We start from the raw sequence: 16,485 nt of genomic DNA on the forward strand, positions 1-16,485 counted from the left end.
GCCTGCCGACAAACGTTTTAAAACGAAAATCAGCAGGCTGTTTTTAATTCACCAATCGCGTCATGGTTACATTCCCAAATGCTAAAATCAATTTAGGCCTTTCCATTACAGGAAAGCTCCATACTGGCTACCATAGCATTGAAAGCTGCCTCTACCCTGTTCCTTGGTGCGATGTATTGGAGTTTGTTCCTGGTAAAAAAATCTCCTTTTCTTCTAGCGGAATTGCCATTCCTGGTGATGAAAAAGACAATTTGGTTTTAAAGGCTTACAAGCTGCTACACAAAGATTTCGGTTTACCTGAATTGAATGTATGCCTGCACAAAATCATTCCCATGGGTGCTGGTTTAGGTGGCGGATCAGCAGATGCTGCTTTTATGCTGAAAATGCTGAACAGTGAATTTCAGTTATTCTTGGATGATTCGGTTTTAGAAGATTATGCTGCCCAACTGGGGAGCGATTGCCCTTTCTTTATTCAGAATAAGCCGGCCATTGCCACGGGAACAGGAACGGATTTAGAGGTTTTCAACCTAGATTTATCTGGCATGTGGATGCTCCTGATCAAACCCGAGGTACACATTTCAACCCAAGAAGCTTACGCGAATGTAAGGCCAAAGCCGAATGCAGTAGACTTAAAGTCTCTTTTAGAAAGTAAAGACTTTGCGTTATGGCGCGAAAAGCTTGTCAATGATTTCGAAACGTCAATCTTTCCTAAGCACTCTATTTTAGGCGAAATTAAAGAAGCCCTTTACCAAAACGGAGCCGTATATGCCGCTATGAGTGGCTCTGGTTCTACCCTATTCGGATTATATACCCAAAAACCAGAGGTTACTCCAGTGTTCGAAAAGCACACATATAAGCTAATTGAGCTTTAACAGAAGAGTCACTGCAGTTTTCAGCATACATTTTTACAATAAATCGTATATTATCTTCGTCTTTAATTCGTCAGTATAAACACTATGCGTATACGGTTAATACTTGTTGGTTTAGTCTTTCTTTCAGGCTTCTTCACGCTTTCTTTTGCCCAAGAAAAGGAAATCAACGTATATGACATAAAAGAAGCTGATAGAATTGGCATTTATGCCGATAACGATAAACCCTATCCCCAAACGGTGACATTAACACTGAAACTGAAAGGCTTAAGACCTTCTGAAGATGTCCCTGATTTTATTGTAGTTCCTGCAAACACTAAAGATTTCAGACTTACAAGTTTGATAATCCCACTCGAAAGATCTTGGCAATATTCCTTCAGTTACATCTATCGTTTTGGAGACGCAAATGCACAGCACAAGCCTAACCAAGAATATTTACTTCCTTTTAAAGAAGGGACAAGCTATAGACTTACTCAAGGCTACAATGGTACTCGCACACACCAAGGAGATAATGCACTGGATTTCACCATGGATGCGGGCACTACAATTTTAGCCGCTAGGGCTGGAGAAGTGGTTCGAATTAAAGAAGATTCTAACCAAGGCTGCGGAAGCAAAAGATGCAACGACATGGGCAATTACGTCACCATACTACATGAAGATGGCACGTATGCAGATTACCTCCACTTGCAGTTCGAAGGCGTAACAGTAGAATTAGGGGACAAAGTGGAAGCGGGTGACCCAATTGCTTTAAGTGGAAATACAGGATGGAGTACTGGTCCACACCTTCATTTTATAGTGCGCAAAACTGAAAAAGATAGACAAGTTTCGCTCCCCACTCTATTCAAGACTTCAAGGAATAAAACCGAAATTCTGATAGAAGGCAACATCTATACAGCAATCAAAAAACAGTAAAGCTTTTCACCTCCGCTTTCTTTTGTTAAATTCCAAAACGGATAAATTTTGCTATGAAGATTAACGTGAATGGTATTGACCACGAAGTGGATGTGGAACCCAATATGCCTTTGCTTTGGGTGCTACGCGATGAACTGAACCTTACTGGAACGAAATATGGTTGTGGAGTTGCCGCTTGTGGTGCCTGCACTGTTCATTTGGATGGGCAAGCAGTTCGCTCATGCGTATTGCCTATTGCAGCACTGCAAGGAAAAGCCATTACCACCATAGAATCCATTGCAAAAGATGATCGTCTATCGCGAGTTCAACAGGCTTGGATCGACAATCAAGTACCTCAATGTGGTTATTGCCAATCTGGAATGATCATGACAGTAGAAAGCCTTCTATCTAACAACAGCCAGCCTTCAGAAGAAGAAATTGACGCTTCCATTTCGAACATTTGTCGCTGCGGAGCTTACCAAAGAATTAAAGAAGCCATTAAAGATGTATTGACCCAAAATCAAGAAAATGGCTAAAGCAAGAACCAGAGGACAGAAAATAAGTCGCAGGGCTTTTATTATTTCCGGAGCTGTAATCGGAGGTGGTTTTGCTTTGGGTTTGGGCGGAGTAGCCTTTTCTAATTATAAGAAAAAGCAGTTTAACGGAATAGGCTTTGAAGGTGCAGAATCGCTCAATGCCTTCATTCATATCACTCCTGACAACAAAATTAAACTGGCCGTTGCGCGGGCAGAAATGGGCCAAGGCGTTCATACCGCATTGGCCATGCTTACAGCAGAAGAATTGGAAGTAGATTTAGATCAAATTGAGGTAATTCATCCACAAGTAGAATCGCCTTATGCCAACATCAACTTGGCTACGCATTACGAGCGAACCTCAAGCTCCACAGGTTTTCATTTCATGGAAAAGGTAGCCTACATTCTTCCGTATATCGCTACTGGCGGCAGTACCACTATTCGTGATGGGTATGAGCATTACCGCATTATGGGCGCTTCTGCCAAGGAAATGTTGATGAAAGTGGCCATGAAAAAATGGTTTGTTGACATCGATAAATTGAAAGCAGAAAAAGGCTTTATCATCAATACTGAAACTGGCGAAAAAGTCTCTTACGGATCACTTTCACTTCTTGCAGCGGAAGAAAAACCAAACAACCAGCCTACACTAAAGTCTAAGTCGAATTTTGGTATCATTGGTAAACCTGCTCAGCGCATTGACCTAAAAGGAAAGGTGACAGGAGCTGCTGAATACGGCATAGACGTGCGTTTGCCAAACATGCTTTTCGCTGCGGTAAAACACTGCCCCATTATTGGAGGAGAAATAACGAGCGTATCGAATGAAGCTGAAGTAATGGCCATGCGAGGCGTAAAACACATAGCGCTGTGGCCTGAGGGTGCGGCTGTAATTGCCGACAATACCTGGAGAGCACAGCAAGCAGCCAACGCCCTCACCTTTGAGATTGACAGTAAGGGGCAAGAACAGCTTTCTTCTGCTCATATTTCTCAACTGCTAAAGGCAAGGCTCGATAAAGAAATCGACCATATAAAAGAAAATATTGACAATACTGCCAAAGTATTTGAAACCGCTGACAAGATTTATGAAGCGGAATATGAAGTCCCATTTTTAGCACATGCCACCATGGAACCGATCAACTGCACTGTATTGGTGGAGGAAGATAAAGCCAAAGTTTGGGTGGGGCATCAGGCACCATTCCTAGTCACCATGGCGACTGCAAAAGAAGCAGACATTAGTAGCAGTAAAGTAGAGATCGATATTAAATACTTAGGTGGTGGTTTTGGAAGAAGGGCAGAAAACGACTTTGTTACCGAGGCCGTTCGCATTGCCAAAGCGATGAAAGGCACTCCTGTTCAAATGGTATGGTCGAGGGAGGAGGATACTCAGTTTGATACTTACCGACCAGCAGCTATGGCCAGTTTCAAAGCAGGGATCAATGCTGACGGAACAATATCCGCCTGGGAAAATCACATGTCGCTTCAATCGGTTTTACGAAGTAGCATTGGACGAAACTTCCCGTTAATGACTCCACCAGAATCGCAAGACACCACCGCAGCCGAAGGTGCTTTAGGTTTAGCTTATAATCTGGGTGCACGAAAAGTGGGGTATTCGTTTATTGAAAGCCCAATGCGTTTAGGCTTTTGGCGAAGTGTAGGCCATTCTTACAATGGTTTTTTCACGGAAAGTTTCATAGATGAACTCGCTAATGAAGCCAACACCGACCCATATGAATTTAGAGCAAAACTTCTTTCTTCAAATTCTAGACAGAAAAAAGTGCTGGATAAAGTAGCTGAAATCAGCAATTGGAATTCTCCTCTTCCCGTAGGAAAAAGCCGAGGCATCGCTTTTCACGAATCCTTCGGTTCGATTGTGGCACAAGTAGCCGAAATCAACATCAACTCAGAAAAGGAATTCAGAATAGACAAAGTATTCTGCGTGATTGATTGTGGTAATTATGTAAATCCTGATACCATTATAGCGCAAATGCAAAGCGGAATTGTTTTTGGATTGACAGCCGCTATCTATGGAGAAATCACCATTGAAGAAGGCAAAATTCAGCAGTCAAACTTCCCTAACTATGAAATATTGAAATTGAAACATATGCCAGAGGTGTTTACGCACATTATGGAAAACAACGAAGCACCGGGTGGTGTTGGAGAACCGGGTACTCCGCCTATTGCTCCTGCGCTGACGAATGCTATTTTTGCCGCTACTGGCGAACGTGTTCGTTCACTCCCTTTAAAAAATCACGGTTTTAAACTGGTTTAAACCTTTCATGAAATTATTCAAGTTATTCGCACTCCTCTTTTTGGTTTGCAGCTGCACTCAATTGACGGTAAATAAACCGGCTGAAGCCCCCCAACTGCCTCACTCTTTTTGCGAAACAAGACCAATAGAGATCAAGCATAATATGCCCTATGGAAATTCGCCTTGGCAGAGAACCATCAACTTACCCACCAGTGGAAAGTTTGTAGAAGAAAACCATTATGTCACTCAAGTGGATAAGTTCATCAATCAAGCGCCATGGCCGAAAACTATAACCGATAATATTCAGCAGCACCTTCAGCGCAGCTTTCTTTTTTACCAATCCTTCGACCCTAAAATGACTTTTGAGCAATTGTATTCAAAAAGATGGAACAAAGAATGGACTCCAGAAGAAGGTGGTCAAATTGGGCAAGGTTCTGTGGGGGAAGTACAGCGAAGTGAATTATCGCCAGATGATGAAATGTGGTTCATGTGCATGATGTGGGCGAGTGAATCGAAACCCAAAAGGAGTACTAAGTTTTTACTTACGGCCAATCACAAAAGCGTGGTGGTAATTGCTGGCTATGAAACTGGGCCTTCTTCTAAAGATCATATTGGAGGCATTGCCAGAGAAGTTCATGCTTGGCTGGGCACAGACCCAAATTCTTTGATCAAAGTAGAATTGCTAAAAAATCAGGAGCAAAAAACAGGGCCCATAGACTGTAAATAATCAATACTTACATCCCACAGGCCTAAAAATCATCGATTCAGTTTATACTCTAACCTGACCATTTCCGAAGAAATAATATTTATTGGTCACCAATTGTTCTAGCCCTAATGGACCACGGTGATGCAGCTTATCGGTACTGATGGCCAGTTCGCCACCAATTCCCATTTGACCACCATCGGTGAAACGGGTGGAAGCGTTGTGATACACTGCTCCGCAATCTACCTGCTCCATAAAACTTTGTGCCAGCACTTTATCGGTTGTCATAATGGCTGAAGAGTGGCCACCAGAATATTTATTAATCTTCTGAATGGCTTCCTTTTCGTCACCTACAAGGGCTACGCATGCCTTGAGCGCCAAAAACTCTTCGAACCAAATTTTTTCGTCTTCAATGATTGGTTCTTCCGTCAAAATCTTCTTCACTTCTTGATCTACCACAAGTTCTACCTCAAATTCGTGTAAGGCTTTTTGTAGCTGAATGAGTTTATTCTCTAAGTCGGGAAGTCGCTTATCGAGCAAAATTTTATCGAGGGCGTTGCAAGCTGAAATCTTATCAGTTTTAGCATTCAAAATTACTTTCAACGCTTGGTTCCAATCCGCTTTATGATCTACATAAATGAAATTGTTCCCTCTTCCGCTTACCAACACTGGGCAAGTAGCGTGCTCTTTCACGAAAGCAATCAAACGCTCGCCTCCTCTTGGGACAATCAAGTCAATTTTCTGATCTGGATTTTTCAAGAACGCTTGGGTCTCCGTTCTAGACAATTTGAGAAGCTGTACCCAATCCGTATCTAAACCATTTAAGTGCAAAGCTTGATGCCAACAGTCGATTAAAATCTGATTGGAATGTATTGCTTCCTTCCCTCCTTTTAGGAGAATTCTATTATTGGCTTTAAAAGCCAAAACCGAAGCCTCAACCGTTACATCTGGCCTAGACTCATAAATCATCATGATTGTACCAAATGGGGCAGTTTTGTTAATAATCTCCAGTCCATCTTCTCGTTTGAAGGTAGACTTTGTCTGCCCTACTGGATCATTCTTTTCCATGACTTCTTCTACTGCTTTTAGCATGCTGTCGATCTTGTCATTATCTACGATCAACCTATCGTACATGGCACGATCCGTTGGATCAAAAGCAGCCAAATCCAACTGATTGGCCGCAATGATTTGGGCTCTGTTTAGCCCTAAAATTTTTATAAATGATGCTAATACTTTATTCTTCTTATCTGTTTTTAATAATTCCATTTTTACTTTTTAAGCTGTGAATTTGGTACCTACCGTTTTCCCATTAACAATATCTATAATGACGTTTTCACGCTTACCATCTGCTATAAATGTGGTGATATTCTTGGCGGCAGCGCCTTGAGCAATCTTCAATTTAGAACCCATCCCGCCTCGTCCTTCGGCCTCTCCTTTTTCATTTTTCTGAATGTATTTTTCCAGATTTTCATCCGCACTCACCTCTCTAATAATTGAAGTATCACTATGATCAGGATGGCCATTATACAGCCCGTGTGTATCGGTCAGAAGAATAAGCATATCGGCATTGATCAATTCGGCCACCAAACTTGCCATTTCATCATTATCGGTAAACATGGTGTGCGACAGTGATGTAGCGTCATCTTCATTCGCAATTGGAATAATCCCCTCAGACAATAGCCCTTCGTAACAATTGATCATATTTTCGCGCCAAACGCCAGGATTAAAATCCCTTTTTGTGGCCAATACTTGTGCGCATTTCATTCCGTAATCGTGAAAGGTTTCATAATAAGTTCGCATCATCCGTGGTTGTCCCACAGATGAAAAAACTTGCCTTCTAATGGCCTTGTCCTCAATTTCAGAATGTCCAAGCACTTCCTTGCCTGCAATTACAGAGCCCGATGAAATCAATACTGCAAGAATATCTCTTTCGTACAGTTCAGCGATTTGCTTCACAATTCCCTGAATTACGGGCCTTACAATGCGGTTGTCTTTATTCGTTAGTACGTTGGTACCTACTTTTATTACTACTCTTTTTTTTCCTGATTTTACCACGACTATTTTTCTTGTAGTTCTGTTTCTTCCTGCCCTAATTCTATTGCTTTGTTAAAAGCAGCGTATGCGGCATCGTGAATTAACTGTTGCACATTATTGTCATCCAAAGAATCCAATGCTGCTTGGGTAGTACCTCCTTTTGAGCTCACTTTTTTCATCCAACCATTCGCAGAAAGCTTATTCTTATTGAACAGTTCAATGGCTCCTTCGAAAGTCGCGCTGACCAATACTTTTGAGTCGTTATCTGAAAAGCCCATGCTTTTAGCGGCTTCCATCATAGATTCCATGAAATAGAACACATAGGCTGGCCCAGAACCTGAAATACCTGTAGAGGCATCTATAAATCGCTGTGAATCAACCCTTACCGACTTACCTGTAGTATTCAACAAATCTTCAACTCTCCACAATTCAATCCGAGAAACTTCAGGGGCTGCCAAGTAAGACGTCATTCCCTTACCCACCTGCGCAGGCAGGTTTGGCATGGCACGAACCACTTTTTTTATACCCAAACCTTGCTGAATGGATTCAATAGTAATCCCTGCCATAATGGAAATCACCAATTGTTGGTCATTCATCATTTCCCTCATTTCATGCATGAGTTCATCACTGTGATAAGGTTTTACGGCCAGAAAAATGATATCCGCTATGGGAAGGCATTCCTCTAGCGTATCGTAGACTTCATAATTTTCTGTAGACTTTTTAAGCGTTTCTCTTAACTCGAGAGATTTGTCGAAGATGATCAGATTTTCTTTTTTTAAATAACCCGATTTTGCGATGGAGGACGTATAGATCAATCCCATATTTCCCGCACCAATTACTAGCACTTTCATGATTGTGTTGATTAAATTAATTTATTAAAGATTGCATATAGCAAAATGCCCCAGGTGAATACCTCGGTGGCAACAATAATTAGATTTCAATGATTAATTAACGAACACGCGGAAGACCACAGGAAGGGTCCGAGAATCAGAAAAAGTAACCTTTTTCGAATATTTAATATGTTTTGCGTAGCTCATTATACTTACCCTAACACTTGTAAGCTTTTATTGTTCCCATAAGTTTAAAAAACCTCAACATCCACTCCTCTACACCTAAATATATTAGGCCAACACTTCTCTGCCATATTGGCGCTTCTTCAGTCAAAAGACTTATATTTGTGGTTCAATTTTATAGAATAGAGATAGAAGTAAATGGATAACATTATTCAGGATATAGACATTCTAGATAAAAATAGTCAGGAAGTAACAGACACCGTGCTGACTTCGAAAGAGGAAAACACGGGTAAGAAAAAGAAACTCTACATTGAAAGTTATGGATGCCAGATGAATTTCGCTGATAGCGAGATTGTTAGCTCCATCATGAAAGACAACGGTTATGACACCACTTCGAAATTTGAACAAGCCGATGTCATCTTTTTAAATACCTGCTCCATTCGTGAAAAGGCAGAACTAACCGTCCGAAAACGTTTAACCGATTTCAACAAAATAAAGAAAAGAAAGCCCGAGCTTACCATAGGTGTTTTGGGCTGTATGGCTGAAAGGCTAAAGGACAAACTTCTTGAGGAAGAAAAATTGGTTGACCTTGTCGTAGGACCAGATGCTTATCGCGACCTGCCTACCTTAGTCGGTTCGGCCGAAGAAGGCTTAAAAGCCATCAACACACTCCTCTCAAGAGAAGAAACTTATGCCGACATTTCTCCGGTTCGGTTAAACTCGAATGGAGTTAACGCATTTATTTCCATCATGCGTGGCTGCGATAATATGTGCTCTTTCTGCGTAGTGCCGTTCACAAGAGGCCGTGAAAGAAGCCGAGACCCACATTCAATTGTTCGCGAAGCACAAGACCTTTTCGATCAAGGGTATAGAGAAGTTACACTCTTGGGCCAAAATGTAGACAGCTACAAATGGTCTCCAGAAGAAAACAACAAAGCTTGGTTGGAGAAAAAGGAAAAACAAGGCGAAACCGAAGTGGTGATCAATTTTGCCAATTTGATTGAAATGGTCGCCAAAGTATCACCTGACCTTAGGGTTCGTTTTTCTACTTCGCATCCAAAAGACATTACCAACGAAGTGCTCCATACCATCAAAAAGTATGAGAACATTTGTAATTACATTCATTTACCTGCACAAAGCGGCAACAGCCGAGTGTTAGAACTGATGAACAGGACTTACACGCGCGAATGGTACATTAACAGAGTGGATGCCATCAGAGAAATTTTGGGGTCAGAATGTGGTATATCTTCCGACATGATCGCTGGTTTCTGTTCTGAAACAGAAGAGGAACACCAGGACACCTTAAGCTTGATGGATTATGTGAAGTTCGATTTCTCCTATATGTTTTTCTATTCTGAACGACCAGGCACTCTGGCCGCCAAAAAATATGAGGACGACATTCCATTGGCCGTAAAGAAGAGAAGGCTACAAGAGATTATCGATAAGCAGCGTAAATATTCATTTGAACGAAACAAACTTGACCTCAACAAGGTGCATAAGGTGTTAGTAGAAGGCACTTCAAAACGCTCTGAAGAACATCTCAGCGGAAGAAGCACAGCAAATAAAGTGGTGATCTTCCCTAAAAAGAACTTCAAAAAAGGAGACTATGTAAATGTTTTTGTGGACGACTGTACAACTGCCACACTTCTAGGAAACTCTGTTGATTAACCCGCAATCCCTATACTTTGAATAGCAACGAAATATTAAGCATAAAACAGCGGTTTGGTATTATAGGCAATAGCCCTCAATTAAACCACGCCATTCAAGTAGCGGCACAAGTAGCCCCTACCGACATGACTGTATTAATTACTGGCGAAAGTGGTAGCGGTAAAGAGTCGTTTTCGAAAATCATTCATCAGCTAAGCCCAAGAAAGCACGGTAAGTTTATTGCAATAAACTGCGGAGCAATACCTGAAGGCACTATAGATTCTGAGCTCTTTGGCCACGAGAAAGGCTCCTTTACAGGGGCTTATGATGCCCGAAAAGGTTATTTCGAAGGAACTGATGGTGGAACCATCTTTCTAGATGAAATTGGCGAAATGCCAATGTCTACCCAAGCGCGCTTGCTTCGTGTTTTAGAGAATGGAGAATTCATTAAAGTGGGTTCTTCTAAAGTTCAAAAAACCGATGTAAGAGTAGTGGCAGCAACTAATGTGGACTTACTCAATGCGGTAGATGATGGTAAATTCAGGGAAGATTTATACTATCGATTGAGCACGGTTCCGATCTCTGTACCTCCATTACGAAATAGAGGGGCAGACATTGATTTATTATTCAGAAAGTTTGCCTCTGATTTTGCCGAAAAATATAGAGTAGACTCTATTAAGCTAGATGACGATGCAAAAAACATTCTTTTGCGATACAATTTTCCCGGTAATATTCGTCAGTTGAAAAATTTGGTAGAGCAAATTTCGGCACTAGAAATGGAAAGACAGGTTTCTTCTGAAACTTTGGTCAAATATTTGCCTCAGAATAGGTCGAGTTTACCTGCACTTTACAAAGCACATAATGGCCAAGGTGGAGAAAGTCTGAGTGAGAGAGACCTGCTCTACAAAGTATTGTTCGATATGAAAAAGGACATGACTGAACTTAAGAAATTAGTTCACGATATTTTAGAGTCTGGTGATTTGAGTGAAAAGAGTATCAGTGACCATCCAAACCTGTTTAGAAACATAGATGATGACAGTGACTCCCCACTCAGCGATCAGGTTGAAAAGCAAACAAATGAAAGTTATTACTTAGAGCCCAAACCAATTGCTGACGACTATGATTACGAGGAAGATAAAGTAGAGGACATTACACATGAAATGGAAGATGAGTCGTTATCTATTGAAAAAAAGGAGCAAGAACTGATTATAAAAGCCTTGAAGAAGAATAACAATAAAAGAAAATACGCAGCTAAAGATTTAGGTATCTCTGAACGTACTCTGTATCGTAAAATCAAGCAATATGAAATTGAGTAAGTCATTATTAATAAGTCTGACCCTTTTGGTTTTAAGCCTATGCGGTTGTTCTTATGGTTTTTCTGGTGCCTCAATAGATTATAATACTACCAAAACCGTTTCCATTGCAAATTTTTTCAATGATGCGGTTGACGGTGGGCTCCCAAATATGGGGCAGACCTTTACAGAAGACTTGAAGGGTTATTTTCAGCGTAATACCAAATTAGAATTGATACCTTCAAAGGGAGATTTACAGTTTGAAGGAGCAATTTCGCAATACAATATTGCGCCTCAGGCCGTTATATCATCGGGTAATCAAAATGTAGCCGACAGATCGGGCTTAATGAGATTGACCATAGGTGTGGAAGTTGCGTTTACCAATGTGAATAAAGAAGATGAGAATTTTAAGCGTACCTTTAGTTTTTACGCAGACTACGACCCTCAAACCACATCACTTACAACTGTTGAGCCAGAGTTGGTAAGTCAGATTTTTAAGGAGATTATTTTAGATATTTTCCAACAGTCAGTTGCCCAGTGGTAATTTTCATCCTATTTTAGACATCCCAAAACAAAAACCAGTGAATAGAGAACGGTTTAATCAACTTCTTGGCAACATACACGAAGTCACCAATAAGGACATTAAATCCCTAAATGAGCTGCGTAAAAAGTATCCTTTCTTTCAAACGCCCTATGTACTTGTAGCCAAAGCGCTAAAAGACAGAAATCACCCAAAAACGGATGCCTTCATAAAAAAAGCAGCCATCTATTCTCCTAATAGGGCACATTTAAAAAAAATAATTCTAGGTGAAATAAGCTTCAAGGATGCTCCAAAGAGTACTTCTCCTAAAATAAACATCAATATATCTTCTGAACCATTAACCGTAAAAACACTGGAAACAGCAAATATTATAGTTAATGAAAAACTAAAGGAAGACGCGATTCAAGGCGCTTTAGTCAAAATCGAAAACAAAGAGATGACCAAAGAAACCTTAGCTCCACCGGTAGTAAGTCAGCAGAGCCTAGAAATTAATCAACTTGAGCAAGACTTATTAGAGATCAAAGAGCGCAAACTCCGATTGGCCAAAATGTTTGAAGGCCAAGAACAAATAGAAAAGGCAAAGCGAGACCCAAAGCAGCAAAGCAATAAATCTCAAGTTGAATTGATCGAGAAATTCATCAAAAATGAACCTCGTTTTGAAAACAAAAAAGGCGATTTCGAGGACAAAGAATACTCTCAAGAGGACCTTGCGGCCAAGCATATGAAGTCAAAAGATGAGTTTATCACCGAAACACTGGCCAAATTACTACTGAAACAGAAAAAATATACGAGGGCTATTGACATTTATGAAAAACTAAGCTTGAAATTCCCTGAAAAAAGAACTTACTTTGCGAGCCAAATTCAAAAAATAAAGGAAGTACAGAATGTTTAAGCTATTAATAATCCTTGCCATCATCGTTGCCATACTTTTAATTTTAATCGTATTGGTTCAAAACTCTAAAGGTGGCGGTTTGTCAAGCCAGTTCGGTGGCGCAGGTGCTACCCAAGTAATTGGAGCAAAGAAGACAACCGATTTATTAGAAAAAGTAACTTGGGGTTTTGCACTAACCTTGTTAGCCCTCAGCTTGGCATCAGGCATGATGGTAGACGATGGGAATAGTGACTTTTCCAATAACCCTAATATAGATAAGGCACTCCAAGAGATACCGATGCAACAACCGGTTCCTGTAACTCCAGAAACTCAAACTGTTCCTGATACAACAGGTAACCAATAAGCTCAAAAAGACTTTATGAGAAAAGACTATCAATTGATGGTCTTTTTTTTTGCCTTGCTACCAACAATCGATACTTTTCTCGTTTATTTTTAATGCCATTTACACAATAGCATTAATATTGTAGTTATAACATAAATCAATGCCGGAGCATGTCAAACCTCTGGTGTTTAAATCCAACATTATGAACAAACTCAAATTTATCTGTTTAGGTCTCCTATTCACAACACTCACATGGGCAGCTAAGCCATACAAATACATTATAGATCTCACACGCGTGTCGGATGATAAAGTATATGTAGAACTGGCTCCTCCAAAAATCAAACAAGATGAAATCATTTTCTATTTACCAAAAATCATCCCTGGCACTTATGCCATCGCAGATTACGGTCGTATGGTGTCTGATTTTGAAGCCTTTGACAAAAAAGGTAATTCCCTTGAAGTAAAAAGACTTGATGACAACACTTGGAAAATCAGTAATGCAAAGAAAATAGCCAAAATAAGCTATTGGGTAGACGACACTTATGACAACCCAAAAGAGGGTGCTGAGATATTTCAACCTGCAGGAACTAATATTGCTGAAGGAGAAAACTTCCTTTTAAACTCAAGCGGTTTCTTCGGCTACTTTGAGGGAATGAAAAAAGAAACCTTCGAACTTAACATCATTCGACCTAAGAGTTTTTATGGTGCCACTGGCTTAAAAGCAGAAGCTACAAACACCAGCTTAAGCCGATCATTAAGAAAGCGAGATTTCATTACTCCTGATGTAAACAGTACAATTGACAGATTCGAAGTATCAGATTATGATCGCTTGGTGGACTCTCCGTTAATGTACAGCAAAGCTGATACAGCGGTAATTAAAGTTGCGAATACAGAAGTATTAGTGGCCAGCTATTCCCCTAACAAAAAAGTAACTGCCAAAGAGATTGCCGCTAGTATTAAAGAAGTATTGGCAGCACAGAGCACTTTCTTAGGCGGGAAGTTACCAGTTGAGAAGTATGCGTTCATTTTCTACTTCACAGATCAACCAGTAGTTTCTTATGGAGCACTCGAGCATTCATTCAGCTCACTCTATTTTATGCCTGAGCAAACAATTCAGCAAATGAACCAACAACTGCGTGACTTTGCGGCACATGAGTTCTTTCATATTGTCACTCCATTGACCATTCATTCTGAAGAAATTGGAAGTTTCGATTTTAACGACCCCAAAATGTCGCGCCACCTTTGGATGTACGAAGGCATGACGGAATATTTCGCAGGGAGTGTTCAAGTAAAATACGGCTTGGTCAGCCCTGATGAATACTTGGATATGTTAAGAGAGAAGATCCTTACTTCGGCACAATTCAAAGATGATTTACCTTTTACAGAATTAAGCCTTGGCGCTTTAGACACCTATGCCGACCAATACTATAACGTGTACATGAAAGGTGCCTTAATTGGAATGGCTTTAGACATCAAGCTTAGAAAGCTTTCTGATGGTGCTTATGGTGTACAAGACATGATGGCTGGGCTATCTAAAAAATACGGCATGGAGAATTCTTTTCAAGACGAACAATTGTTCAGTGAGATAGTAGCCATGACCTACCCTGAAGTTGGTGTATTCTTGAACACTTATGTAGCAGGAAACACCCCAATCAACTATGAAGAAGTATTGGCCGAAGTTGGTGTAAATGTGATTGAAGGAGGTACAACAAAGCAATATTCATTAATCATCAGTCAAGAAAGCATAGCCGCAGCCGAATACAACGGAAAAAGAATGTTGGCCATTGGCAATCAAGATAAACTCGATGCTATGGGTAAAGCGCTGGGGTTACAAAACGGTGATATTATTACAAAAATGAACGGTGACGAGCTTCCTGAGCTTGGACCAGAAATCAATAACTTCCTTGGCGGGCAGTTTCAGAAAATCCCAGAACTAAAAACCATGAGTGTAACAGTAATGAGGACCGTAGATGGCGAGCCAAAAGAGATAACACTCACAGCCCCAAACCAACAAATCGATGTGCCTGTAGCACTTACATTGGCCTTTGATGAGGATGCTACTCCTGCTCAACTCAAATTAAGGAAGGCTTGGTTAGAACCAAAGAATTGAGATCCCATATTTTGAATTAAGGCAATTAAAAGGTCACCCAACTGGGTGACCTTTTAATTGTTATTCCGTAAAGAAGATACAAACCAGTTCTAAAAATAAAACTACGGGTTCAACTTATTTAGGTATAAGACAATAAAAAAAAAGAGCTACATATTGGTAGCTCTTTGAATATTATTTAGTCAAGACTTAGGCTAGCGATTGTTGTTCCCTTTCGCCTTGTAGTCCGACTGCTCTAGTATTTTTATTTTATCCCTACCATCCACAACATATTCTACCTTAAACTTACTGATGTCTGTTATACTTCCTTTGCAAATCAATAAAGCAGCTTCAGCCCCAATAGCAATCCCTTTTTCTGCTTCGCTCTCGCTAATAGTGATATTAAAAGGCTTTGCATCCGCTCTAGGCAATACAATACCTGAATTACCTAATTCAGTTTTCTTAAAAGGATAGATATGATATTCCGGACTTAAGATATCTACTTGGTATTTAGAAAGGTCGAACTTTTCTGACGCACCAGTCTCCAATCGGGTGACGTATCCATCCTTGATTACCAAAGCAGCATCTTCAATTACCTCGCCATTCCCCAAATGCACTGTTGCGCCCAATAGGAGTCTTCCCTCACTCTCTGCGGTATAAGAAGGCATCTTAGTATCAACGCAGCTATTACTCATGACAATCAGTGCCATTAAAACAAAGATTTTTGAGGTATGAGTGCGCATTATCTTAATTCGTTAATGTTGACATCCACCTGCCCTCTCCTGTTAAAATCAGAGCTAAGTAGCTGAAAACCTTTTTCTTATTACGAAATTAAGAAATTTTCTCTATAATCAAGTTGTGATTTGTATATATACAGATGTCAGCGGCTATTTTAAGGCTCTCTTCAACAATTTCATAGCTGTTTAGATCCTTAGCATGAGTTGTTAGCGCTTGGGCTGCAGCTTGAGCATACATGCTCCCAGAGCCAATCGCTGCAATACCGTTATCTGGTTCCAGAACATCACCTGTTCCTGATAAAATAAGGATATCATCCTTATCGGCTACAATCAGCATAGACTCCAGCTTTCTTAAGTAGCGATCAGTACGCCAATCTTTGGCCAATTCTATGGCCGCTCTTTTCATGTTGCCCCCGTAAGCACTCAGCTTTTCGTCAAACCTTTCCAATAAAGTAAAAGCATCGGCAGTAGAGCCGGCAAAGCCAGTCACTATCTTACCATCCTGTAGCTTTCTAATCTTCTTTACATTACTCTTTGCTACAGTATTCCCCATCGTGGCTTGTCCATCAGCCCCAATTGAAATTGAGCCATTATGTTTTACCGCCAATACGGTGGTTGATCTAATCTTGGTCATATTAATTATAAATAAAAAGTCCCGTATGAGAACGGGACTTGAAGTT

General features: G+C 40.5%; 16 protein-coding genes. 11 read left to right on the forward strand and 5 right to left on the reverse strand.

Annotated elements, in window-relative coordinates; genetic code table 11:
- Nucleotides 1–62: 62 nt before the first annotated feature.
- The 5 genes from ispE (at nucleotide 63) to VOI17_RS09350 (ending at nucleotide 5,265) form a co-directional block, all read left to right on the forward strand.
- Nucleotides 63–872 carry a 4-(cytidine 5'-diphospho)-2-C-methyl-D-erythritol kinase gene (gene ispE, locus VOI17_RS09330; RefSeq protein WP_323756980.1) on the forward strand — a complete coding sequence of 270 codons (810 nt, stop codon included), beginning with the start codon at nucleotides 63–65 and terminating at the stop codon, nucleotides 870–872.
- 84 nt (nucleotides 873–956) lie between these two features.
- Nucleotides 957–1,781 (forward strand): M23 family metallopeptidase, encoded by an 825-nt coding sequence (locus VOI17_RS09335; protein ID WP_323756981.1) that lies wholly within the window; start codon nucleotides 957–959, stop codon nucleotides 1,779–1,781.
- 53 nt (nucleotides 1,782–1,834) lie between these two features.
- Complete coding sequence (locus VOI17_RS09340; protein WP_323756982.1) at nucleotides 1,835–2,296, forward strand: (2Fe-2S)-binding protein; 462 nt, start codon at nucleotides 1,835–1,837, stop codon at nucleotides 2,294–2,296.
- Nucleotides 2,289–4,559 carry a xanthine dehydrogenase family protein molybdopterin-binding subunit gene (locus VOI17_RS09345; protein WP_323756983.1) on the forward strand — a complete coding sequence of 757 codons (2,271 nt, stop codon included), beginning with the start codon at nucleotides 2,289–2,291 and terminating at the stop codon, nucleotides 4,557–4,559. The genes VOI17_RS09340 and VOI17_RS09345 overlap by 8 nt, the downstream gene beginning before the upstream one ends.
- A gap of 7 nt (nucleotides 4,560–4,566) precedes the next feature.
- A complete protein-coding gene (locus VOI17_RS09350) occupies nucleotides 4,567–5,265 on the forward strand; it encodes a hypothetical protein (protein WP_323756984.1) in 699 nt (232 codons plus the stop codon).
- A gap of 42 nt (nucleotides 5,266–5,307) precedes the next feature.
- Here the strand turns inward: VOI17_RS09350 and VOI17_RS09355 are convergent, their stop codons facing one another.
- Genes VOI17_RS09355 through proC form a run of 3 tightly spaced genes read right to left on the reverse strand, consistent with a single transcriptional unit; the run spans nucleotide 5,308 to nucleotide 8,126 of the window.
- Nucleotides 5,308–6,507, reverse strand: a complete 1,200-nt coding sequence (locus VOI17_RS09355) for a glutamate-5-semialdehyde dehydrogenase (protein ID WP_323756985.1) — start codon at nucleotides 6,505–6,507, stop codon at nucleotides 5,308–5,310.
- A gap of 9 nt (nucleotides 6,508–6,516) precedes the next feature.
- On the reverse strand, nucleotides 6,517–7,296 hold the full coding sequence (proB, locus tag VOI17_RS09360) for a glutamate 5-kinase (RefSeq protein WP_323756986.1): 780 nt from the start codon (nucleotides 7,294–7,296) through the stop codon (nucleotides 6,517–6,519).
- A 2-nt stretch (nucleotides 7,297–7,298) separates the two neighbouring features.
- Entirely contained in the window at nucleotides 7,299–8,126 is an 828-nt protein-coding gene (proC, locus tag VOI17_RS09365; RefSeq protein WP_323756987.1) for a pyrroline-5-carboxylate reductase, read from the reverse strand.
- Between the two features lie 360 nt (nucleotides 8,127–8,486).
- On the opposite strand from proC, the gene miaB reads away from it, so the two are divergent.
- From miaB to VOI17_RS09395, 6 genes are all read left to right on the forward strand, one after another.
- Nucleotides 8,487–9,956, forward strand: coding sequence for a tRNA (N6-isopentenyl adenosine(37)-C2)-methylthiotransferase MiaB (miaB, locus tag VOI17_RS09370; protein ID WP_323756988.1), 1,470 nt, complete (start codon nucleotides 8,487–8,489; stop codon nucleotides 9,954–9,956).
- A 17-nt stretch (nucleotides 9,957–9,973) separates the two neighbouring features.
- The gene (locus VOI17_RS09375; RefSeq protein WP_323756989.1) at nucleotides 9,974–11,251 is read left to right on the forward strand and encodes a sigma-54 dependent transcriptional regulator; all 1,278 of its coding nucleotides are present in this window, start codon (nucleotides 9,974–9,976) and stop codon (nucleotides 11,249–11,251) included.
- Nucleotides 11,238–11,771, forward strand: coding sequence for an LptE family protein (locus VOI17_RS09380; protein WP_323756990.1), 534 nt, complete (start codon nucleotides 11,238–11,240; stop codon nucleotides 11,769–11,771). Before VOI17_RS09375 ends, VOI17_RS09380 begins: the two co-directional genes overlap by 14 nt.
- A 37-nt stretch (nucleotides 11,772–11,808) precedes the next feature.
- Nucleotides 11,809–12,660 (forward strand): hypothetical protein, encoded by an 852-nt coding sequence (locus VOI17_RS09385; RefSeq protein ID WP_323756991.1) that lies wholly within the window; start codon nucleotides 11,809–11,811, stop codon nucleotides 12,658–12,660.
- Nucleotides 12,653–13,003, forward strand: coding sequence for a preprotein translocase subunit SecG (secG, locus tag VOI17_RS09390; RefSeq protein ID WP_323756992.1), 351 nt, complete (start codon nucleotides 12,653–12,655; stop codon nucleotides 13,001–13,003). Before VOI17_RS09385 ends, secG begins: the two co-directional genes overlap by 8 nt.
- A 181-nt stretch (nucleotides 13,004–13,184) precedes the next feature.
- Entirely contained in the window at nucleotides 13,185–15,092 is a 1,908-nt protein-coding gene (locus VOI17_RS09395) for a peptidase M61 (RefSeq protein ID WP_323756993.1), read from the forward strand.
- 191 nt (nucleotides 15,093–15,283) lie between these two features.
- On the opposite strand, the gene VOI17_RS09400 is transcribed toward VOI17_RS09395, so the two are convergent.
- Entirely contained in the window at nucleotides 15,284–15,778 is a 495-nt protein-coding gene (locus VOI17_RS09400; RefSeq protein ID WP_323756994.1) for a hypothetical protein, read from the reverse strand.
- 121 nt (nucleotides 15,779–15,899) lie between these two features.
- A complete protein-coding gene (gene hslV / locus VOI17_RS09405) occupies nucleotides 15,900–16,439 on the reverse strand; it encodes an ATP-dependent protease subunit HslV (protein ID WP_323756995.1) in 540 nt (179 codons plus the stop codon).
- Nucleotides 16,440–16,485 lie beyond the last annotated feature (46 nt).

This window comes from Roseivirga sp., from assembly GCF_034669765.1.
Taxonomy (GTDB): domain Bacteria; phylum Bacteroidota; class Bacteroidia; order Cytophagales; family Cyclobacteriaceae; genus Roseivirga.